Below are 22,027 nucleotides of genomic sequence, written 5' to 3'. Positions count from 1 at the left end.
GATGATATCGATGTTAAGTCCTGTGAAGAGTACAAAAATATATGAAATAGTAATAGAGCAAATAAAAGAAATTGTTAAAAGAGGAGAACTAAAGAGTGGAGATAAGTTACCATCTGAGAGAGATTTATGTGAGAAGCTTGAGGTTAGCAGGGCATCTGTTAGAGAAGCACTAAAATCTTTACAAATGCTTGGACTTATAGAATCTAAGCATGGGGAAGGGAATTTTATCAATGAAAAATTTGAAAATAGTCTGCTTGAACCTTTATCTATTGTATTCTTACTTCTAGGAAGCAAAAGTGAGGATGTTCTTGAGCTTAGAAAAATAATTGAACCAGAAACAGCAGCTATAGCTGCTAAAAATATAACTGATGAACAACTTATAGAATTGAAGGAAATAATGGACGAGTTAAATAATAATTCAGATATTGAAGCCTGTGCTATATTAGACAAAAAATTTCATTATAAAATAGCACAAGCTACTGGCAATCACTTAATTTCAACTATAATGTTTTCTATATCTTCTTTGGTTGAAAAATATATTGAAAATTCAAAAGTTCATACTATTAATAAAATACTTGTTAAAGACCATCACGAAGAAATATGGAAGGCTTTAAAAGACCACAATTCTAGTGCAGCTTCAATCGCAGCACAAAAACACTTGGAATTAAATCATATTGTTTAGAATCTATTTAGAAATTTAATTTGCATATTTCTGTTTAAAGTTCTATATTTAATAATTAATTTTAAATAGGGAGATGATTATCATGATTATTGATAAAATATTTTACAAAACATTATTTAAGAATTTATTTTCAGATACTTTTGAATTAAAACTTTGGGATGGAAGTTCAGAAATTTATGGGGAAGGGAATCCAGAATTTAAAATAATATTTAATGAGCCTATTCCTAAAGCCGATATTATAAAGGATCCTTCATTAACATTTGGTGAAGCTTATATGACTAAAAAAATAGATATTGAAGGAAGCATTCAAAAGGTTATAGAATCTTTATATAATAATCAGGAAAGTTTTTTGAGTAATAGTGACAAATATGCAAATTTACTAAGGATGGCTACAAATAGTATTAAAAATAGCAAGAAAAATATTGAGTTCCACTACGATATTGGAAATGATTTTTATAAATTATGGTTAGATGATACTATGACATATTCATGTGGATACTTCAAATCAAAAAGTGATTCATTAACTCAAGCACAAAAGAATAAAGTAGATCATATTCTTAAAAAGTTAAACTTAAAAGAAGGAGAAACACTACTTGATATAGGTTGTGGTTGGGGTGAACTGATAATATCTGCAGCAAAAAAATATAAGGTAAAAGCGATGGGCATAACTTTAAGTTCTGAACAATTAGCAAAAGTTAAAGAAAGAATAAAAAGTGAAGGATTAGAGGATCTTATTGAAGTTGAACTTGTAGATTACAGAGAACTAAAAAATAGAACATTTGATAAAATCGTTAGTGTGGGAATGTTAGAACATGTAGGGCAAGATCATCTTGCAGAGTATTTTTCAAATGTCAATAACTTATTAAATGATAAAGGTGTATCTTTACTCCACTGCATAACATCAACAGAGGTTGGAGGAAATAATACATGGATTGATAAATATATATTCCCAGGCGGATATGTGCCAGCAGTTAGAGAACTAATCAATTGTATGTCAGATGAAAAGTTCACTTTAATTGATGCAGAAAACCTAAGACTTCATTATGGAAGAACTTTGGAGCATTGGGCAAAGAATTTTGAGAATGCATTGCCAGAGATAAGTAAGACTAAGGATGAAACATTTATAAGAATGTGGAGATTGTATTTAAATGCTTGTGCAGCATCTTTTAACTCCGGAAATATAAGTATTCATCAATTTGTATTCAATAAAGGAGTAAACAACGATTTACCATGGACTAGAGAGTATATGTATAAATAAGTTTATATAAGTACTTTAAGAGATAACCTTGTGGTAGTACTATCTATTTCATTATAGAAATGATAGCTAATTAAATTAGAAGTAATTTATAGTAGGCAAAAGTACTTAAATTTTAAGTATTTCTGCCTATTATTTGCATTAATTACGAAAATGGAAGGATGATGGTTTATATTAAATATGAATAAATAGATTCTATTATATTAAATGATAGGATTTCCATATATAAAATATTCAGTTGAATCGATAACAATTATATGATATTATAATAAAGCATTAAATACTATATGGAGAGATGTCCGAGTGGTCGAAGGAGCACGCCTGGAAAGCGTGTATAGGGGCAACCCTATCAGGGGTTCAAATCCCCTTCTCTCCGCCATGAAATAAGATGTTAAAGGTGCCTGAGAACTTAGTAAAACTAAGAATTCAGGCACCTTTTTAAGTTGTCCAAATCATAGCTCAAACTACCGTATAAGACGTTAATTTTCCAGCTATATTCTAATCAAAATAGGGTGATGCAACCAACGCTTTATGCGAGCGTGGATGGGAGATAATAATATAATATAAAGAGGAGTGTGCTACTTAGCGTGGAAAAAGACTTACACAGTGTTTCGAGATATATAGAATTTTAAATGAACTGTTATGGCTAGATAAAAAATATAAATAAGTTTGTAAAAATAATATTGAATGACAGTGGAGAACTAAGATGTGAAGATGAAGCGTTGCAAGATTACAACAAATGATTAATTGCACCTATAGCCATATCATCATTATTACTAATTATGAGTTAAATGAGTTTTTGTTTCATCTTCATAAAATATGTAAAAATAAACAAATAGATTGACTAGTCAACTTGATGATGACAAAGTATTGTTGATTGGTCAATTATATTGGGATATGATAAGATGATAAATTTTAAAAGTATAAATTTGATAATGTTTATAAGTAAATATGGACAATGAGCTGTTATATTATCACTTTGTAGTAAGAGATCAATTATCATGTTTTCAATAATTAAAAAGATTATTCAAAAGTAATTTATATAAGTCTGTTGTGAGAACGGGTTGTATGATGATTAAGATTATGTGAATATAAATAGAATATTTATATTCTATTTAGTAAAAATGTTCCATTATAAAAGTTGACAAGTCAACATAGTGTAAATATAATATAGTAGACTAATCAATTATATTATAAGGAGAGAATGATTATGGATGTTGAAAGCATGAATCTCATAATGATTACAAGTAAAATTTTCAGATATAAGCAAATGTATTTAGAAAAGGCTTTAAAAAAATATGGATTAAGCAGTGGTTCCAGCCCATATTTGTTTAATCTTGAAGGAAACGAAGGTATAAGCCAAAACGGCTTAAGCAAAGAACTTGGTAATGATAAGGCAATGTCTGCAAGAACAATTACAAAATTAGTAGATCTTGGTTATGTCTATAAAAAGCAAGATGAAAAAGATAGTAGATCTTATAAATTATATTTAACAGAGAAAGCTAAAGAAGTATTGCCAAAAATACATGAAGATGTTCAAACGTTGATGAGTTTAATAACAGAAGATGTATCAGAAGCAGAAATGTTAATTACAATGCAGTCTTTAAAAAAAATTCTAATCAATATTCGAAGATTAAACGAATTTGAGAATTAAGGTAATATGGTTATGTAAGTTAAATAGTGACAAGTAACAAGGGAGGAAAATTTATGGAAAATGTAAAAAATAGAAGCAAATGGTCAATATTAGTAATAGTTTTAATGTTTACAGTTATGTCTGCCCTAGACGGTAGCATTGTAAATGTAGCATTACCTAAAATGGCTACTGCTTTAAATGTAACAACATCTAGTATACAATTAGTTGCAACAAGTTATTTAATAGTAATTGCTGGGACAGTATTGATTTTTGGAAGACTTGGAGACATGCTTGGAAAATCCAAGATGTTTACATTCGGATTAGGATTATTTACCCTTGGATCGTTACTATGTGGTATAACAAATTCTTTTCCAATACTTATTTTAGCAAGAATAGTACAAGCTATAGGTGCTGCTGGAACTATGGCTAATAATCAAGGGATTATTACAGAAACATTCCCTCCACATGAAAGAGGAAAAGCTCTTGGATTTTTAGGTACCTCTGTAGCTTTAGGATCTCTAATAGGACCAGGACTTGGAGGACTAATAGTAGGTGCAGCAAGTTGGGAATATATTTTTTTAATAAATGTACCTATTGGAGTAATAGCATTATTTTATGCTATTAAATTGTTACCGAAGGGGAATAAAACAGTTAAGGGAAAATTAGATATCTTAGGAGCTGTATTATTTATGTTTGCAATAGTTCCACTCTTTGGAGCTTTAGATGAAGGTTTGAACATTGGCTTTTCAGATCCAATGATTTTATTGAGCTTTGCCATCGCAATTATCTCATTTATAATGTTTATTTTTGTGGAAAAGAAAAAAGAAGATCCTCTATTACAATTAAATATATTTAGCAATAAATTATTTTCTTTAAGTATATTTTGTGCATTTGTAACTTTTGTGGCAATCTTCTGTAACAATATTATTCTGCCATTTTACCTTCAAGATGTAATGAATTATACGCCAGAACATACTGGATTAATAATGATGGTTTATCCATTACTCTTAACTGTAGTAGCACCTCTTAGTGGAAGCTTATCAGATAAAATTGGTTCAGAGCTTTTAACCTTCATAGGTTTGATACTTATAAGCCTAGGTTTAATATTAATGTCCACTTTAAATGTAAATTCAACTGTAATAATCACAATAATATTCATAGGAATTATGTCTATTGGTATGGGATTATTTCAATCGCCTAATAATTCTTTGATAATGTCAACAGTACCGAAAGAGAAACTTGGAATTGCAGGAAGCGTAAATGCTCTTGTAAGAAACTTGGGAATGGTATGTGGGATAGCTTTAGCTACAACGCTTTTATATAGCATGATGAGTTCTATAATTGGATATCGTGTTACAGATTTTGTAGCAGGGAGAAATGATGCTTTTATATATGCTATGAGAACTGTATATATAGCGGCTGCAGTAATAAGCTTAATCGGTGCTGCCTTGACTTTTTTAAGACTAAGAAGTAAAAAGCTGAAAAGCTCTAATATGCATTTGGAGCACCAGTTTAAAGTTTAATATGAACAAAGGTAAATATATACCTTTATTCATAGAAACATATTTAAAAAGATAACTATATTCCTATGTAACTATAAATATATGTAAATATTTATAGGACACATAAGAACTTCAGACATCATTGTGTAAAATAAGAGTTTATGAAATATAAGCTCTTATTTTTTTGGTGTGCCCAGCATGGGCACGTACTAATCGGTGAAAGTCCGCAATGGGGGCTGATAGTGCCAGAATCATAATTGTAAGGAATATACGAACATATGTTTGAAATTAATGCATTTTTATTGTATAATATGAATAAAGTATAAATTTAAGGAATAAGGAAGAACGAAAGCTATGGGTATAAAGAGTGAACTTGAAAGAACTAGAGAGGAATTAAATATATTAATTAAGAATAAGGAAATAATTACAAATGATAAGGAATTATTAGAGCTTAGTATAAAGTTAGATAAGTTGATTAATGAATATATGAATAGTATTAATAAAAGTATTTAGGTATTTTTTTTATCGCAAAAATTCGAACTGATATTTTTATATTATCTGTAGATTAGTATTTCTAAATCATATAGTTTTATGAATATATAAAAACAATGATATTAGCCAGAAAATAATAAAACATGTTCTTACCATTTGCACTTAAGTGAAAATAGCAAGGCATGTTTTTCTCTTACAAGGGTAATATTAGAAATAAAGGCTTTACAAATTTATAATTTTAATAGTTCATATAAAGATAAAATAAAGTAAAATAGTCCAAGTATTAACCCCAGAGAAGAATAACTTTTAATTTTTATATCAGTTTTTTTAGATTTTATTAGGGATATCAAACTAATTATTATAGTAACAGTTGGGATAATTATTATATAACGATTTAGGATGGTATTCAATAATCCACCCATAGTGAATAATGTTAAGCCTAGCAATGCCCCGACTAAAGAAAGTCTAGTGTTTATTTTATTAGATTCCATTTGAATACCTCCTATTACAATTATATCCATTGTGATAGGATTTTCAATGCTAATTTATGAAATTTATTATGAAAGGTGAATGTGGAAGTTACGAGCCATTGATTGAGCATTAACTAGTGCATATAAATTAATATGATGAAAAAAATTATAAGTTTTTTAATAGAATGAATAATATCATATGGGATATATGGCTTTATATTCTAGTATATTTAATTTTATATTACACACAATAATAACTGAAAGAGGTGGTTCTCATGGACATTGATTTTAACAATAATATTTTAGGATTAGTCCGAAAATGATTTTAAAGTCCCCATAAGTACACTTGTTTCGAAACAGACCAGGGTTTAAAAATAAACCCTGGTTTTATATTTTTTGATACTATTGATTTTAATTATTTATAACCAAGAATATCAATATGAATAAGTTGAAATTCATACAATGGACAAAATAGTAATCGCATTTATGGACGTTTGGGAATACTGGAATTGCTATTGTAGTGGTATTTAATTAACTGTAGATTAAAAGTTTCTATAAGTTTTTGGAGTCATATTCATAATCTTAAGAAAGTTTCTATTAAATGAACGGATGCTTGAGTAGCCACATTTATAAGTAATATCAGTAATCGGGTCCTCTGTATTTTTTAATAAATATGCCGCGTAATTAATTCTATTCTGATTAACAAAATCAACAAACGATATTCCGAGTACATTATTTAAATACTTGGATAGATAATTGTAACTGTAGCAAAATTCATCTGCAATGCTTTTTAATGAGATATCTTTAGTAAAATTATTTTGAATATAGTTAAGTATTTTATGTAATAATTCATAATCATTTTTCACGCTTATAAGTAATTGCGTATGTTCCATAACTTCAGAACAAAGCAAATAAAGACAAGCTTTCATCTCGAGAACATTGACATTATCTCTGAAAATTTTGTCTAGTATAAGAGCTCGCGCGTTATGTGATAAATTAAAGACTGGATTTTCGAGAAATTTACCATAGATCATGCTGTCAAATGTTTTTACATATTCGGGGGAAAATATGCAAATACGAGCATCAGAGTACTTTTTAGTTGAGAGAGAGTGGATTTCGTAAGGCAAAATTAATATACATTCATCCTTTTTTACTTCAAGATTTCTATTATTAACAGAAATTTGAAGATCTCCATCAATAACAGATATGAACTCGAAGCTTCGATGTAGATGAACAGGGTAATTAAGATTAATTGGATGGTAGTGGGAAAAAAGAGTGTTTTCTCCAAAGTGGTGCGACTCGTATTTTAACATAGAATACCTCCAAGAGAGTAAATTTTGTCTACAATTATATAAATACTTTCTTGTTAAGTCAACCATAAATTTTATATTATTAAATTACAAATTGAATATTGTATTATAGATTTTAATCTCCATAAATATTTAAGGAATAGAGGGATATAGATGAATGGTGAGCAAGAAAATACTCATGAATTTGCAGTAAAGGCAGCAAAAGAATTAGTATCTAAGATGACATTACAAGAAAAAGCGGAGCAATTAACTTATCAATCACCAGCAATAAAGCACTTAAATGTACCTGAGTATAATTGGTGGAATGAAGGTCTTCATGGGGTAGCTAGAGCTGGAACAGCAACTGTGTTTCCTCAAGCGATTGGTTTAGCCGCTATATTTGATGATGAATTCCTGGGAAAGGTTGCAAATATTATTGCTACAGAGGGACGTGCTAAATACAATGAATACAGCAAAAAAGACGACAGAGGCATATATAAGGGATTAACTTATTGGTCTCCCAATATAAATATTTTTAGAGATCCTAGATGGGGACGTGGACATGAAACTTACGGGGAAGACCCTTATTTAACATCTAGATTAGGGGTTGCATTCATAAAAGGATTGCAAGGAGAAGGAAAATATTTAAAGTTAGCTGCTTGTGCAAAACATTTTGCAGTTCATAGCGGACCAGAAGGGTTAAGGCATGAATTTAATGCGGTAGTTAACAAGAAGGATCTATATGAGACATATTTACCAGCATTTGAGGCATGTGTAAAAGAGGCAAATGTTGAAAGTGTAATGGGAGCATATAACCGTACAAATGGGGAGCCATGTTGTGGTAGTAAGACTTTGTTGAAAGATATCTTAAGAGGCAAATGGGGATTTAAAGGACATGTAGTATCTGACTGCTGGGCTCTTGCAGATTTTCATTTACACCATATGGTTACAAGTACTGCAACTGAATCAGTAGCATTGGCTATAGAAAATGGCTGTGATCTTAACTGCGGAAATATGTATCTTAATTTGCTATTAGCTTATAAAGAAGGTTTAGTAACTGAAGAACAAATAACTACAGCAGCAGAAAGATTAATGACAACAAGATTTAAATTAGGTATGTTTGATGAAGAGTGTGAATATAACAAGATACCATATGAAGTAAACGATTCTAGAGAACATAATGAATTTGCGTTGATAGCATCTAGAAAATCCATGGTATTACTAAAAAATAATGGAACGCTTCCATTAGATAAATCAAATTTAAAATCAATTGCAGTAATTGGTCCGAACGCAAACAGCGAAATAATGTTGAAGGGAAATTACTCTGGAACAGCATCTAAGTATACAACAATATTAGAAGGAATTCATGATGCAGTTGGTAATGATGTGAGAGTATATTACTCTGAAGGATGTCACTTATTTAAAGATAAAGTGGAGGACTTAGCAAGACCAGATGATAGATTATCTGAAGCGATTTCAGTAGCAGAAAGATCTGATGTAGTTGTATTATGCCTAGGATTGGACTCTACGATTGAAGGAGAGCAAGGGGATGCGGGGAATAGCTACGGGGCAGGAGACAAAGAGAATTTGAACTTGCCAGGAAGGCAACAAAATTTACTTGAAAAAGTACTTGAGGTTGGAAAGCCAGTTATTGTTGTCCTTGGAGCTGGAAGTGCTTTAACACTAAATGGTGCAGAAGAAAAATGTGCAGCTATTTTAAATGCATGGTATCCAGGTAGCCATGGAGGAACTGCTGTAGCGGATATATTATTTGGAAAATGCTCACCGAGTGGGAAATTACCAGTAACTTTTTATAAAGACACAGCTAAGCTTCCTGATTTTACTGATTATTCAATGAAGGGAAGAACTTATAGATATTTAGGACATGAGAGTTTATATCCATTTGGGTATGGTTTAACTTATTCAACAGTAGAATTATCTAATTTGCAAGTGCCTTCTGTTAAGCAAGGTTTTGGGAGTTTTGATATTAGCATAGAGATTAAAAATACTGGGGAATATGATATTGAAGAAGTAGTTCAATGTTATGTAAAAGATATAGAATCAAAATATGCTGTATTAAATCATAGCCTAGCAGGATTCAAACGCGTTTCATTGAAAAAAGGAGAAAGCAAAATTGTAACAATAAAATTGAATAAGAAATCATTCGAAGTTGTAAATGATGACGGAGAAAGGCTTCTTGATAGTAAGAAATTCAAATTATTTGTAGGGGTATCACAACCAGATAAGAGAAGCCTTGAGCTTACCTCAGTAGCGCCATTGGAAGCAAATATTGAATTAATATAGAGATTTAAATTATATATTAAAGAGACAAATTATAATTATAAAAATGTAAGTTAGTATGGAAATAAATATTCAAAGAAAAGATAGGAGAGAATCATATGAAAAATATTGCAAAACAAAACGAGCCTCTAGTAACTCATATTTATACGGCAGATCCTTCTGCTCATGTATTTGAAGGTAAGATCTACATCTATCCTTCTCATGATCTTGACCAAGTACAGATTTCAAACGATAATGGTGATCAATATAACATGGAAGATTACCATATTTTATCTCTTGATGATACTAATTCACCTTGTATCGACAATGGAGAAGCACTGCACTTAAAAGACATTCCATGGGCAAGTAAACAATTATGGGCTCCAGATGCTGCTTATAAGAATGGAACTTATTACTTGTTTTTCCCAGCAAGAGATAAAGAAGATATCTTTAGACTTGGAGTAGCTACTAGTGAATCTCCTTCTGGACCATTCAAAGCGCAAGAAAGTTATATACCTGGAAGCTATAGCATTGATCCTGCTGTTTTAATGGATGACGATAATAGATCATATGTTTATTTTGGAGGCCTTTGGGGAGGACAGCTAGAAAAATGGCAAACTGGCACTTTTAATCCAGATGGAGACGGTCCTGCTGCTACAGCACCTGCTATAGGACCAAGAGTTGCTGAATTAAATGATGATATGCTTACATTTAAAGAAGCTCCAGAGGAGATATCAATTGTTGATGAAGATGGAAATCCTATACTTGCTGGTGATGAAGAAAGAAGATATTTTGAAGGACCATGGGTTCATAAATATGATGGAAATTATTATCTTTCATACTCTACTGGTAGCACACATTGCATAGTATATGCTATGAGTAAGAATCCAAAGGGACCTTATACATTTAAAGGAAAAATACTTGATCCTGTAATTGGTTGGACAACTCATCACTCAATTGTTGAGTTCCAAGATAAATGGTATTTATTCTATCATGATAGTTCTTTATCAGGTGGAGCAGACAACAAACGTTGTGTAAAATACACTGAAATAAAGTACAATGATGATGGTACTTTACAAAAAGTAGAGTTATCTTAATAATCTAAATTATAATAAATATGTATCTTGAAAGTTTATAGAAAGGTACTTCATATTTGAAATTCACCCTGTCAAGTAGACAGGAGAAATAATGAAAAATTATGATGCTAAGGTCTGATTTCAATAGTCCATTGGAGTCAGGCCTTTTAATATTTTATATAGTCTGTTTATGTATAAAATTCTTAACTTAAGGAGGAGAATTATGTTAAAAATTAAAAACCCAATCTTAAAGGGCTTTAATCCAGATCCATCTATATGTAAAGCTGAGGACAACTACTATATTGCAACCTCTACTTTTGAATGGTTTCCAGGAGTTCAAATTCATCATTCCAAAGATCTAGTGAATTGGGAGCTTATAGCACATCCATTGAATAGAGTCTCTCAGCTAAATATGTTAGGAACCCCTGATTCAGGTGGAATTTGGGCGCCATGTTTGTCCTATAATAAAGGTATCTTTTACTTAATATATACAATAGTAAACAACAATGGACATATTAAAGATACCCATAATTATCTGGTAACCTCAAGTGATATTTGTGGTGAGTGGTCAGAGCCTGTTTATCTTAATTCGAGTGGTTTTGATCCATCTCTATTCCATGATGATGACGGAAAAAAGTGGCTTATAAACATGAAATGGGATAATCGTATAGGAAAGAATAATTTTGCTGGTCACCTTTTACAAGAATATGATGAAAAAAACAAATGCCTCACTGGCCCTGTAATGAATATTTTTAAAGGGACAGATTTGGGTTGCTCTGAGGGTCCTCATATATATAAGCATAATGATTACTATTATTTGATGGCGGCTGAAGGAGGCACTAGTTATGAACATGCAGTAACACTTGCTCGTTCGAGAAAACTTACGGGTCCCTATAAGGTTCATCCACAAAATCCAATTCTTACTTCTGTGGGAAGTGATATGCATAAAGTTCTTCAAAAAGCAGGACATGCAAGCATTGTGGAAGGTCCTAATAATGAATGGTTTATGGTTCATCTTTGTGGAAGGCCTCTTCCTGAAACAGATCGCTGCATTCTAGGAAGAGAAACGGCTATACAAAAGGTGGAATGGCGTGAAGATGATTGGCTTTATCTATGTTCTGACACAGATAACTTACCTTCTTGGGAAATAGAAATTAACAATGACAGTGAAAGTGAATCAAATAATGAAGAAGATGTCTTAGTTTCACAGTATGACGATTTTAATAATACTTTATTAAATATAAATTTTCAGTCCTTAAGAGTTCCAGCAGATACCTTTATGTCACTTACTGAAAGGCCAGGATTTTTAAGGTTATATGGAAAAGAATCAATGTTTTCCAAGTTTACACAAAGTATGATAGCAAGACGTCAGCAGAACTTTGTTTATTCTGCCGAAACCTGTGTTGAATTTGAACCTGAAACAACGTTGCAGCTTGCAGGATTAATTTGCTATTACAACACAGAAAACTATTATTATTTGAGGATAAGCATGGATGAAGAATTAGGAGGCAAATGCATAGGGGTTCTAGCTAGCATAAATAATGATTTATCAGAGTCCATGACTCAGGATGATAACATCTTGATAACTGATGTAGAACGTATTTATCTAAAAGTGGAAGTGAATTTTGGGCAACTTAGATTTTTCTTTGCTACCAATAAGAACGAGTGGAGGCCTATAGGCAAAGTTTATGACGCAAGTACATTGTCAGATGATGCTATCAAAGGTTCATGGGCTTTCACCGGTGCTTTTATAGGAATTGCGTGTCAGGACTTATCGGGTATGAATAAGTATGCAGATTTTGATTATTTTTCATATGTAGAGGGGAGATAAGTTAAAATTCCAATTGCATTATCATAAATGGTTCATATGTCAAAACAGGTGGTTTCAATATAGATTTAAACCACCTGCTAATATATAATATACGGAGATAAATAAGAAGTATTTTAAAAATTTATTTATCAAGTTTAAGTTGATCTTCGCCCCATACATATAATTCCTTTAATGTAGGAAGTAAGGCTTTTCCTCTTTCTGTCAAAGAATATTCAACCCTAGGGGGAATAGTTTCATATTGAGTTCTAACAATTAGCTTATGTTCTTCTAATTCCTTTAAGGACTTTGTAAGCATCATGTTAGTAACACCTTTAACTTTTCGTTTTAATTCATTATATCTAGTAGAATCTTTACTTGATAAATACCACATGATAGGTAATTTCCATTTTTGACCTAAAATATCAAGTGCATATATAACAGGACACTCTGTTTCATAGATATTATCATCAGGGAATTCTTTATTATAACGCATATAATCACTCATAAGTATAGCTCCTTTGAATCTTATAGTATACTTTTTATACTGACACAGAAAAAACTGCATACTTGTATATTTATACCTTTATGTTATATTGATTATAACAGAAAAATAAAACATTAAAAAGAGGAGTGTTATTTGTGAAGGTTTATGCTATCAATGGAAGCCCAAGAAAAAATAAAAATACGGCTACATTACTTCAAAAAGCTTTAAATGGAGTGAAAGAAGCGGCGAAAGATAAAGAAATTGAAACTGAAATAATTAATTTATATGATTATAACTATACTGGATGCAAAAGCTGCTTTGCTTGTAAGAGACTTGAAGGGAAAAGTTATGGGAAATGCGCAGTAAAAGATGATATTCAAGAAGTTTTAGAAAAAGTGTCTCAAGCTGATGGAATTATTTTTGGATCTCCAGTATATTTTTTAGATATAACAGGTCAATTGCGATCATTCATCGAAAGATTATTATTTCCTTATTTAGTGTATGATAAAAATTATTCTTCACTGGCACCAAAAAAAATGCCAACAGCAATAATTTATACAATGAATGTAACAGAAGAGATAATGAATAAGTCTGGTTACTTATCAACTTTTAATAATGTAGAAGGAGCGATTGAAAGAATATTCACAAAACCATTAGTTATGTATTCAAATGATACTTATCAATTTAATGATTACTCAAAATACAAAATGGAAGTATTCTCTGAGGAATCAAAAGCGGCACATAGAAAAATTCAATTTCCTATAGATTGCCAAAATGCATTTGAAATAGGGGCTAGTCTAATAAAGTAATATATATAAGTTTAATCATAAAACATTTTACAAAGTCATAATAGATGAGGTATAAAGATATTAACTTAAATGAATGGAGATGTATATATGAAATTTATAGAATTAGCTGCCAAAAGATATTCTGTAAGAAGTTTTGATACAAAGAAAATCAGTCAGGAGGATTTAAATTTAATTTTAAAAGCAGGACAATTAGCTCCGACTGCTGCAAATCGTCAACCACAAAGAATTTTGGTACTTGAAAGTGAGGATGCTCTTGCTAAACTACAAACTTGCACAATTTATCATTTTAATGCACCGGTAGCCTTACTTATATGCGCCGATAAAAATGAAGCATGGGAACGCAGCTATGACGGAAAAGTCCACACTGATATTGATGGAAGCATTATTGCTACGCATATGATGTTACAAGCTGCTGAACTTGGAGTAGGTTCAACATGGGTTGGTCATTTTGATCCTGCGGCTATACGTGAGGCTTTTAATATACCAACAAATCTTGAACCTGTATGTCTTTTACCAATTGGTTATCCAAGTAGCGAGGCTAAGCCAAATCCTAACCACGAAAAAAGAAAGGATATTTCCAAAACTGTCTTTTACAATAATTTTTAATGTATGATTTATTTATTAGGATAATTTAATTGTATAGGAAATTATAGAATTTTTAAGAGTTTAAAGCTAGATGAAATCTGGCTTTAGGCTCTTCGGTATGTTAAGAAGTAACTATAAAATTAAGAGGTATACAAATGAAAAAGGATAAAATAAATAAGATACTAGAAGACTATTGGAATAGTTTTGTGAAATTGTATGGTAAAAGCAAAAATAAAGAAAGCCCGACGTGCAAGCCGGGCTTTAAATATGTGCAAAAAATGAGCTACTACAAACTTAGTTAATTACTTTTGTAGCAGCTCTTTTTATTTTAATTTAGTAAATAAGTACTTTTTAAAACTTATTTAAGAAGTAAAGATTTCAAATGTAGAGGTAAAGATATTACATATAATTAATTAATGCATTACTGTAAAATAACAAATGTAAACGATGTTAAACGCTTTGAAGATGAGAGTTTAGCAAACGTATTCTTAGAGATTTAATAACTTTTTAATCATTATTTAAAAAGTAAAAATTTCAAATGTAGAAGTAAAGATATTAAATATAACTAACTAATATATTATTGTAAAATGTTCATGAAAACGATTAGTGAAAGTTGAGGTGGTTAGAATTGAGTAATGTATTTTTAGAAATGAAAAATATACATAAAAGATTTCCAGGAGTTTATGCTCTTAAGGGAGCACAGTTGGAAATTAAAAAAGGTGAAGTACATGCTTTATTAGGAGAAAACGGTGCTGGAAAATCAACTTTAATGAAAATACTTGGGGGAGTTCATACACAGGATGAAGGTCAAATATTTGTTGAAGGAGTTGATTGTGGAGTTATTAATCCAACTAAAGCTGCACAATTAGGTATTGGATTTGTTCATCAGGAGCTAAATCTAGCAGAGACATTGACGGTTGCAGAAAATGTTTATATGGGAAGACTACCATATAAAAATGAAGCCTTGGGTATTGTTGACTACAAGAAATTACACGAAGATACAGATTCCATAATAAAAAAATTAGGAATAGATATAAAAGCTACTGACCTAGTTATGCAGCTTCCAACTGCAAAGAAACAGATGGTAGAAATAGCAAAGGCAATAAGTTTAAATGCAAAAGCGATTATTTTTGATGAACCGACAACATCGTTATCTCAGAAGGACGTTGAAAACCTTTTTAAAGTTATAAAAACACTAAAAAATGAAGGTGTTGCAGCAATATATATATCACATAGATTAAAAGAGGTTTTTGATATTTGTGATAGAGCCACAGTACTCAGAGATGGTACTTATATTGAAAGCTGTGAACTAGAAGGGATAACTCAGGAAAGACTTATAAATATGATGGTAGGAAGAGATTTGACAGAGCTATTTCCTAAGGAGATTTTTGAACCTAAAGAATACGTTTTAGAAGTAGAAAATATTAGTGATAATGTTGGCAGAGTTAAGAATGTTAGTTTGAAAGCAAGAAAAGGTGAAATTTTAGGACTAGCTGGTTTGGTTGGATCAGGTAGAACAGAACTTATGAGGCTTGTATTTGGCGCTGATAAAATAAGTGAAGGTAAGATAAGAATCAATGGGAAGGAAGTTAAGATTAATTCACCTATGGATGCAATCAATAATGGTATCTGCCTTTTAACAGAAGATAGGAAGAGCCAAGGATTATCTCTAGTAATGAGTGTGCTTGATAATATAACTTTAACTAACTTAAAAGATTTTGTGTTAAATCATAAAAAGTTAAGGGAAACTGGAGAAAGATTTAAGGATGCACTTGAGATTAAAACAGCAAATCTTGATGTTATGGCAGGAACATTATCAGGTGGAAATCAACAAAAATTAATACTAGCTAAATGGTTAAATACGGACTCGGAAATATTTATTTTTGATGAGCCGACTAAAGGAATAGACGTTGGTACTAAAGCTGAAATATATCACATAATGAATGATCTAGTTAGAAAGGGCAAAGTAGTTATAATGGTGTCTTCTGAATTACCTGAATTATTAGGTATGTCAGATAGAATATATGTTATGTGTGAAGGAAAACTCACTGGAGAACTTAGCAGAGAAGAAGCGACACAAGAAAAGATTATGAAATTAGCTACGCTTGGAGGGATTAATAAAGATGAATCAAACAATTAATAATAAAATTGTACAAGAAGAAGGTATTAAGATGAAAAAGGAAGGGTTTAATATTAAAAACTTATTTCTCAAATATTCAATCTATCTAGTACTTGTAGTGCTTATTTTAGTATTCTCAATAGCAAGCCCGGACTTTTTGGGAGCAGCAAATGCTTCAAATTTCTTAAGACAGATTCCTACAGTGGGAATTTTAACTGTTGCTATTACTATGGTAATAATAACTGGAGGTGTTGATCTTTCCATTGGTGCAATAGCTGCATTTTCTGGATGTACAGTAGCCTATCTATCTGTAAAAGGGGTTAGCGTACCAGTTTCTTTACTTGCTGGGTTATTAGTAGGTGCAGTTTGGGGATTATTTAATGGAGTATTAATTACAAAATTTAAATTAGAATCTTTTATACTTACTATGGGTACAAGTTATTTAATAAGAGGATTAATACTATTTTTTACAAATGGGATTTATATCAAGGGTGTTCCGGATTGGTTCTATAATATTTCTAACACAGAAGTTGGAATATCAATAATACACACTAACACTATAGTATTCATCATAATAGTATTAGTAATGGCTTACTTAATGAAAAATACAAGATTTGGTAGATACTGCTATGTGGTTGGATCAAACAAGGAAGCAGGAAGATTATCAGGAATAAATGTAAACAAGCATGTTATAAAGGTATATGCAATAGAAGGTGTTTTAGCTGCAATAGCTGGTATATTACTAATGTCTAGTATAAATGTTGGTGCTCCAAGTGAAATAAATGGTCCAGATCTATTTGCAATGGCTGGTGCAATCATGGGTGGAGTACAATTCGGTGGAGGAGTAGGAACTATCGGTGGAGCTATGGTAGGAATATTTACTATACAAGTATTCCAAAGTGGATTAGCAATCCTTGGAATTAACTCATTCTTACAACAAGCTGTAACAGGAGCTGTTATTGTACTTGCTATAGTTGTTGACTTCTACAGAAAAGGAAGTTTATTTAAGAAAAAAGGCTAATCATAAAAAGTCGTTTGAGCGTAATTTGGTAGACTTGAGGCTTAAGTGTTTACTACTGAATAAGGCTTAAAATATAAAAACATATCTAAAAAATTGGAATTACGGAAGGGGAAAAATTATGAAGAAGAAAATAATTGCTTTATTATCAACAGTGCTTATTGTTGGTAGCTTAGCAGGGTGTGGAACAAAGACACAAGCAGTGGGAACAGCAAGTACAAGTGGAAAAAAGGTTATTTATTTTATTCCAATAGTTGATACAGGAGCTTACTGGTCACCTATGAAGAAAGCAGCCGAGGATGAGGCTAAGGCATTAGGATATGATTTAGTAGTTAAAACTTCACCACCAAATGAAACACAAAAGAACGAAAAGCATATAGGATTCCTTGACGAAGCTATAAAGAATAAAGCAGCAGGAATAGCTATTGCTCCAATGGATCCAGATATGTTTGATAAGAAGGTTAAGGAAGCAAATGATAAGGGAATTCCAGTAGTAACTTTTGATGCTGATGTAAAGACAAAAGAAAATAGAACATCTTATATAGGAACAGACAATAAGCTAGCAGGAGAACAACTTGGTGAAAATGGTGCTAAAGCTTTAAAGGAAAAGGGCATCACAAAAGGTAAAATTGCAATGGCAGCAGTAAACTTAACTCAAACAACTATGACATATAGACAAGATGGAATAAAATCTGGATTTGAAAAAGTTATGGGAGCAGATGCTAAGAATTTTGAGTGGTTAGAACCAATCCAAGATAATGACCAATCAGCAGAATCTAAAAGACAATTAGAAGGACAAATAACTTCAAATTCTGATATGGTAGCTGTATTCTCATTAGGATCAGAAGGACCAGATACAGGTGTAATGGAAGCAATAAAATCTCAAGGTAAATCAGGAAGTATCTATCACTTTGGTTTTGACTATACTCCAACTTGGGAAAATGGTGTAAGTAGCAATTTAATATCAGGAATTGTTGACCAAGACTCTTATGCAATAGGTAAAACTATAATTGATACTTTAGATAAGAAAATAAAAGGTGAAAAAGTTGATGATGTTTATCCAGTACCAGTTAAATGGGTAACTCCAGATAAAATTGTTGAATACGGAAAAGAAAAACAAAAGCAATTTACAACAGAAACTAAATAATAATTAAATACAAATAAAATTAATAAGGGCTAACTCAAATGATTAATGTATTCAAATTTACTTTAGTATATTTTCAAATTGAGTTGCCCTTTTTATTGCTATTTAATTAAATAACGATACATATTAATTGGTAATAGGGAATGATTTATAAGTGATTTAAGATACATATGAAAATCAAGCTTTGAACTAAAGGTTACAAGGAGGTTTAGAGGATGAATTTTGGGAATAATTTTAGTGTAGGCAAAAGATTGGTAATTTCATACACGCTATTATTCATAATTATAACATCGGTAGGAGTCATAGGTTTAAAGAGTTTAAGTAAAGTTAATAATGCATCAGATAGTATGTACAATACAGATCTTGTATCTATAGATGTTTTACATAGATTAAACGCAAATTCATTGGAAATAAATAATAACATATTAAGCCTAATTTATGATAGAGATGAATTAATGATAAAAAAATTAAATGATGACATTTCAAAAGGATTTGAACAAGGAAATATACTTATAGATGAATATAGAGGGTTAAATTTAGATGAATATCAAGAGAATGAGCTCGTAAATTATAATGAAATTTATAAGGATTATAAGGAAAAAAGTGATTTGTTACTAAAGCTTGTAAAGGAAAATAATTATGATGAAGCTATACTAGATTATCGAAATTTATCAGTATCGCGAAGCAAGGTTGCAGCATCACTAACTAAATTATTAGAGTATAGCTCGATTAAGGCAAAGAATGAGAATATTAACAATGCTGATTTATACAGTAAGGTAGCGATACAAATATTAACTTTTATAATAGCAGGGTTGATGCTTACTATAGTTTTAGGATATGCAATGACTAGAAATATGATAGTACCTTTAAAGAAGATAAAGAATTATGCGAATAATCTTGCGCAGTATAATTTTTCAGAGGAAATTATACTTAAGGGAAAAGATGAATTTGCACAAACAGGAGACGCTCTTAATATAGCATTGAAAAATGTAAGGGAACTTATTAGGACAATCCTAGATAACTCAACAGAACTATCAGCATCATCTGAGGAATTAGCTGCATCTGTTCATGAAATAAGCTCAAAGCTTTCTTTTATAAATGAATCGACAGATGAAATAGCAGTAGGAGCTGAGCAGACGAGTTCATCAACCGAGAAATTTGTTTTATCTATTCAAAAGATTAATGAAAATATAAATAATCTAGCTGGAATAGTAAATCAAGAGCTTAAAAAATCAGTAGATATAAAAACTAAATCAAGTAGCATGATGGAAAAAAGCGAAGATTCCATACAATTATCTAGAAAGATATATGAGGAGAAAAATAAAAAAATTAAAGATGCTATAGAGAGGGGAAAGGTAGTTAAAGAAATAGAAGTTTTAAGTGAATCTATAGTAAGCATTGCTTCAGAGACTAACCTTTTAGCCTTAAATGCAAGAATAGAGGCAGCAAGAGCGGGAGAAATGGGAAAAGGTTTCTCAGTTGTTGCAGATGAAGTTGGAAAGCTAGCAGAAGAATCTATTACTACTGTAAGTGGCATTCATGGAATTATAGAAGAAATAAAAAATGTATTTGAATATTTATCAGAAAATTCAAAAGGAATTTTAAAGTATATAGAACAAAACGTAAACGATGATTATGAGTTTATGATAGAATCTAGTAAAAGTTATGAAAATGATGCTAGATTTATAAATGAAATGTCTGAGGAAATTGCTATCATGGTAAAGGCAATAAATTCAAATATTGATAATGTAGATAGTACAATGAGAGAGTTTTCAAGTAATATAGAGAAATCTAAAAATAATTCTAATAAAATATTAGATAGTATAAATGAAGTAACCAAAGAAGTAGAGCAAATTTCCTTTAATACGCAGAATCAAAGTGAATTAACAGTAAAATTGAATGAGGTCATTAATAGATTTACTATATAGATGAGTTGTGTTAAAAGAGAGTTTTGGTTTTATTAAAATATAAAGTATATTTATATTTTAAGAGGAATTTGAAGACTTGCAGTAAAAGCATAATACAGATATAGTTAAAGAAGGAAAATTTAAATGATTGATCATCATCGACCTAATTATCAGTTTTTTTGGGGAGGGATAATTATTAAAAAAGTAATTTTATTTCCTATAATTTTAATATTTTTAGTTAGTTTAAATGGCTGTTCTTTAGATAAAAAAAATGACACAGAAAATAAAGAAAAAATAACATTAACAATGTGGCATATATGGTCACAAACTACAATGGATGCTAATGGAAGGATAATTCAGGATACGGTGGAAGAATGGAATAAGGCTAATCCTAATGTCCAAATTAAAGTTGAGGCTGTAGAAAATGAAAGATATAAAGCAAAAATAAAGACAGCATTTGCCGTAAACGAGTTACCTGATATATTTTATTCTTGGGGAGGTGGCTTTAGTAAGCCATTCATAGAATCTGGAAAGGTATTAAATCTTAATGAATATATAGATGAAGATACAAAAGATAAGATTAATAAAGATATGCTTAATAATGTAACCTATAATAACAACATATATGGATTACCAATGACTTTATCAGTTGGAACATTTTATTGTAATACAAAGCTCTTTTCACAAGCAAATATTAAAGTACCAGAAAATTATGGTGAATTCCTAGATGCAGTAAAAGCTTTTAGGAATAAAGGTATAACACCTCTTTTAGTAGGTGAAAAAGACAATTGGACAGGAATTCTCTATTATGATATCTTAGCGTTACGGGAAGGTGGAATAGGTGGAGTCAGTGATCCGCATGTAGGTGCCAATAAAAGTGATACAATATTAAAAGCTGCATATAGATTAAAGGAATTAATAGATTCAAAAGCTTTTAATGAATCAAATATGGAGCTTACAAGAGATGAATCTGAGATCTTATTTAAACAAGGAAAAATTCCTATGTATTATACAGGAAACTGGTTCATTGGTGAGATAGGGAATATGGATCCGTCTATAAAGGACAATGTAATCGTTAAGAAATTCCCGGTAGTTAAAGAGGGAGATGGGAATGATAAAGAATTTTTGGGTGGAGCAGTGGATCACTTAATGGTAAGTAATAATACAAAATATAAAAAAGAAGCTGTTGATGCGGCAAAATTTATAGCTGAAAGAATATCAAAAAGATATTTTGAATTTGGTTCAGGGCTTCCAGCGTGGAAATACACTGATGATAAGAGCAATGTAAATAGATTATCTAAGGAATTAGAGACATTAACAGAGAATGCATCATATAGCTTATACGGAGATATTTACTTAGGAGAAGAAAAGGGAAACAAAGAGAAGGAGCTAGTTAGTAAGCTATTTAAAGGACAAATAAGTCCTGAAGACTTCACAAAGGAAATGGTGAAAATAGAATGATGAGGATATGA

At 30.9% G+C, this 22,027-nt stretch carries 18 protein-coding genes and 1 tRNA gene; 16 read left to right on the top strand and 3 right to left on the bottom strand.

Features of this window, described 5'->3' with window-relative positions:
- Positions 1–10: 10 nt before the first annotated feature.
- The 6 genes from F3K33_RS25610 (at position 11) to F3K33_RS25585 (ending at position 5,585) form a co-directional block, all read left to right on the top strand.
- Positions 11–682 (top strand): FadR/GntR family transcriptional regulator, encoded by a 672-nt coding sequence (locus F3K33_RS25610; RefSeq protein WP_017212305.1) that lies wholly within the window; start codon positions 11–13, stop codon positions 680–682.
- A gap of 82 nt (positions 683–764) precedes the next feature.
- Complete coding sequence (locus F3K33_RS25605) at positions 765–1,940, top strand: SAM-dependent methyltransferase (protein ID WP_039773958.1); 1,176 nt, start codon at positions 765–767, stop codon at positions 1,938–1,940.
- 286 nt (positions 1,941–2,226) lie between these two features.
- A tRNA-Ser gene (locus F3K33_RS25600) sits at positions 2,227–2,316 on the top strand.
- Positions 2,317–3,147: 831 nt separating this feature from the next.
- Positions 3,148–3,591, top strand: coding sequence for a MarR family winged helix-turn-helix transcriptional regulator (locus F3K33_RS25595; protein WP_039773959.1), 444 nt, complete (start codon positions 3,148–3,150; stop codon positions 3,589–3,591).
- Positions 3,592–3,644: 53 nt separating this feature from the next.
- Positions 3,645–5,093, top strand: a complete 1,449-nt coding sequence (locus F3K33_RS25590) for an MFS transporter (protein ID WP_039773960.1) — start codon at positions 3,645–3,647, stop codon at positions 5,091–5,093.
- A gap of 333 nt (positions 5,094–5,426) precedes the next feature.
- Positions 5,427–5,585 carry an aspartyl-phosphate phosphatase Spo0E family protein gene (locus F3K33_RS25585; protein WP_023974926.1) on the top strand — a complete coding sequence of 53 codons (159 nt, stop codon included), beginning with the start codon at positions 5,427–5,429 and terminating at the stop codon, positions 5,583–5,585.
- Positions 5,586–5,794: 209 nt separating this feature from the next.
- Here F3K33_RS25585 and F3K33_RS25580 read toward each other — a convergent pair whose 3' ends face one another.
- Positions 5,795–6,055, bottom strand: coding sequence for a hypothetical protein (locus tag F3K33_RS25580; RefSeq protein ID WP_023974925.1), 261 nt, complete (start codon positions 6,053–6,055; stop codon positions 5,795–5,797).
- Positions 6,056–6,576: 521 nt separating this feature from the next.
- A complete protein-coding gene (locus F3K33_RS25575) occupies positions 6,577–7,347 on the bottom strand; it encodes a helix-turn-helix transcriptional regulator (RefSeq protein WP_039773961.1) in 771 nt (256 codons plus the stop codon).
- A 150-nt stretch (positions 7,348–7,497) separates the two neighbouring features.
- Here F3K33_RS25575 and F3K33_RS25570 point away from each other — a divergent pair, with 150 nt between their 5' ends.
- From F3K33_RS25570 to F3K33_RS25560, 3 genes are all read left to right on the top strand, one after another.
- The gene (locus tag F3K33_RS25570; protein ID WP_039773962.1) at positions 7,498–9,627 is read left to right on the top strand and encodes a glycoside hydrolase family 3 C-terminal domain-containing protein; all 2,130 of its coding nucleotides are present in this window, start codon (positions 7,498–7,500) and stop codon (positions 9,625–9,627) included.
- 95 nt (positions 9,628–9,722) lie between these two features.
- The gene (locus tag F3K33_RS25565) at positions 9,723–10,700 is read left to right on the top strand and encodes a glycoside hydrolase family 43 protein (protein ID WP_039773963.1); all 978 of its coding nucleotides are present in this window, start codon (positions 9,723–9,725) and stop codon (positions 10,698–10,700) included.
- A gap of 202 nt (positions 10,701–10,902) precedes the next feature.
- On the top strand, positions 10,903–12,510 hold the full coding sequence (locus F3K33_RS25560; protein ID WP_039773964.1) for a glycoside hydrolase family 43 protein: 1,608 nt from the start codon (positions 10,903–10,905) through the stop codon (positions 12,508–12,510).
- A 121-nt stretch (positions 12,511–12,631) separates the two neighbouring features.
- On the opposite strand, the gene F3K33_RS25555 is transcribed toward F3K33_RS25560, so the two are convergent.
- Complete coding sequence (locus F3K33_RS25555) at positions 12,632–12,994, bottom strand: winged helix-turn-helix transcriptional regulator (RefSeq protein ID WP_012061121.1); 363 nt, start codon at positions 12,992–12,994, stop codon at positions 12,632–12,634.
- Between the two features lie 134 nt (positions 12,995–13,128).
- Here F3K33_RS25555 and F3K33_RS25550 point away from each other — a divergent pair, with 134 nt between their 5' ends.
- The 7 genes from F3K33_RS25550 to F3K33_RS25520 all read left to right on the top strand — a co-directional run bounded on the left by F3K33_RS25550 (position 13,129) and on the right by F3K33_RS25520 (position 22,016).
- The gene (locus F3K33_RS25550; RefSeq protein ID WP_023974919.1) at positions 13,129–13,782 is read left to right on the top strand and encodes a flavodoxin family protein; all 654 of its coding nucleotides are present in this window, start codon (positions 13,129–13,131) and stop codon (positions 13,780–13,782) included.
- 87 nt (positions 13,783–13,869) lie between these two features.
- On the top strand, positions 13,870–14,388 hold the full coding sequence (locus F3K33_RS25545; RefSeq protein ID WP_039773965.1) for a nitroreductase family protein: 519 nt from the start codon (positions 13,870–13,872) through the stop codon (positions 14,386–14,388).
- A gap of 607 nt (positions 14,389–14,995) precedes the next feature.
- A complete protein-coding gene (locus F3K33_RS25540; RefSeq protein ID WP_012061118.1) occupies positions 14,996–16,507 on the top strand; it encodes a sugar ABC transporter ATP-binding protein in 1,512 nt (503 codons plus the stop codon).
- Complete coding sequence (locus F3K33_RS25535; RefSeq protein ID WP_012061117.1) at positions 16,491–17,507, top strand: ABC transporter permease; 1,017 nt, start codon at positions 16,491–16,493, stop codon at positions 17,505–17,507. The genes F3K33_RS25540 and F3K33_RS25535 overlap by 17 nt, the downstream gene beginning before the upstream one ends.
- A 118-nt stretch (positions 17,508–17,625) precedes the next feature.
- Positions 17,626–18,651, top strand: a complete 1,026-nt coding sequence (locus tag F3K33_RS25530; protein ID WP_039773966.1) for a sugar ABC transporter substrate-binding protein — start codon at positions 17,626–17,628, stop codon at positions 18,649–18,651.
- A gap of 212 nt (positions 18,652–18,863) precedes the next feature.
- On the top strand, positions 18,864–20,576 hold the full coding sequence (locus F3K33_RS25525) for a methyl-accepting chemotaxis protein (RefSeq protein ID WP_039773967.1): 1,713 nt from the start codon (positions 18,864–18,866) through the stop codon (positions 20,574–20,576).
- 123 nt (positions 20,577–20,699) lie between these two features.
- Positions 20,700–22,016, top strand: coding sequence for an extracellular solute-binding protein (locus F3K33_RS25520; RefSeq protein ID WP_174775800.1), 1,317 nt, complete (start codon positions 20,700–20,702; stop codon positions 22,014–22,016).
- Positions 22,017–22,027 lie beyond the last annotated feature (11 nt).

It is taken from the genome of Clostridium beijerinckii, from assembly GCF_008705175.1.
Lineage (GTDB): Bacteria > Bacillota > Clostridia > Clostridiales > Clostridiaceae > Clostridium > Clostridium beijerinckii.
Note: the sequence above shows the minus strand (reverse complement) of the source record. Positions and strands in the feature narration are given on the sequence as shown.

Coding starts and splice junctions, on each gene's coding strand:
- F3K33_RS25610 (WP_017212305.1), top strand. CDS start 11: ATGTTAAGTCCTGTGAAGAGTACAAAAATATATGAAATAGTAATAGAG.
- F3K33_RS25605 (WP_039773958.1), top strand. CDS start 765: ATGATTATTGATAAAATATTTTACAAAACATTATTTAAGAATTTATTT.
- F3K33_RS25595 (WP_039773959.1), top strand. CDS start 3,148: ATGGATGTTGAAAGCATGAATCTCATAATGATTACAAGTAAAATTTTC.
- F3K33_RS25590 (WP_039773960.1), top strand. CDS start 3,645: ATGGAAAATGTAAAAAATAGAAGCAAATGGTCAATATTAGTAATAGTT.
- F3K33_RS25585 (WP_023974926.1), top strand. CDS start 5,427: ATGGGTATAAAGAGTGAACTTGAAAGAACTAGAGAGGAATTAAATATA.
- F3K33_RS25580 (WP_023974925.1), bottom strand. CDS start 6,055: ATGGAATCTAATAAAATAAACACTAGACTTTCTTTAGTCGGGGCATTG.
- F3K33_RS25575 (WP_039773961.1), bottom strand. CDS start 7,347: ATGTTAAAATACGAGTCGCACCACTTTGGAGAAAACACTCTTTTTTCC.
- F3K33_RS25570 (WP_039773962.1), top strand. CDS start 7,498: ATGAATGGTGAGCAAGAAAATACTCATGAATTTGCAGTAAAGGCAGCA.
- F3K33_RS25565 (WP_039773963.1), top strand. CDS start 9,723: ATGAAAAATATTGCAAAACAAAACGAGCCTCTAGTAACTCATATTTAT.
- F3K33_RS25560 (WP_039773964.1), top strand. CDS start 10,903: ATGTTAAAAATTAAAAACCCAATCTTAAAGGGCTTTAATCCAGATCCA.
- F3K33_RS25555 (WP_012061121.1), bottom strand. CDS start 12,994: ATGAGTGATTATATGCGTTATAATAAAGAATTCCCTGATGATAATATC.
- F3K33_RS25545 (WP_039773965.1), top strand. CDS start 13,870: ATGAAATTTATAGAATTAGCTGCCAAAAGATATTCTGTAAGAAGTTTT.
- F3K33_RS25535 (WP_012061117.1), top strand. CDS start 16,491: ATGAATCAAACAATTAATAATAAAATTGTACAAGAAGAAGGTATTAAG.
- F3K33_RS25530 (WP_039773966.1), top strand. CDS start 17,626: ATGAAGAAGAAAATAATTGCTTTATTATCAACAGTGCTTATTGTTGGT.
- F3K33_RS25525 (WP_039773967.1), top strand. CDS start 18,864: ATGAATTTTGGGAATAATTTTAGTGTAGGCAAAAGATTGGTAATTTCA.
- F3K33_RS25520 (WP_174775800.1), top strand. CDS start 20,700: ATGATTGATCATCATCGACCTAATTATCAGTTTTTTTGGGGAGGGATA.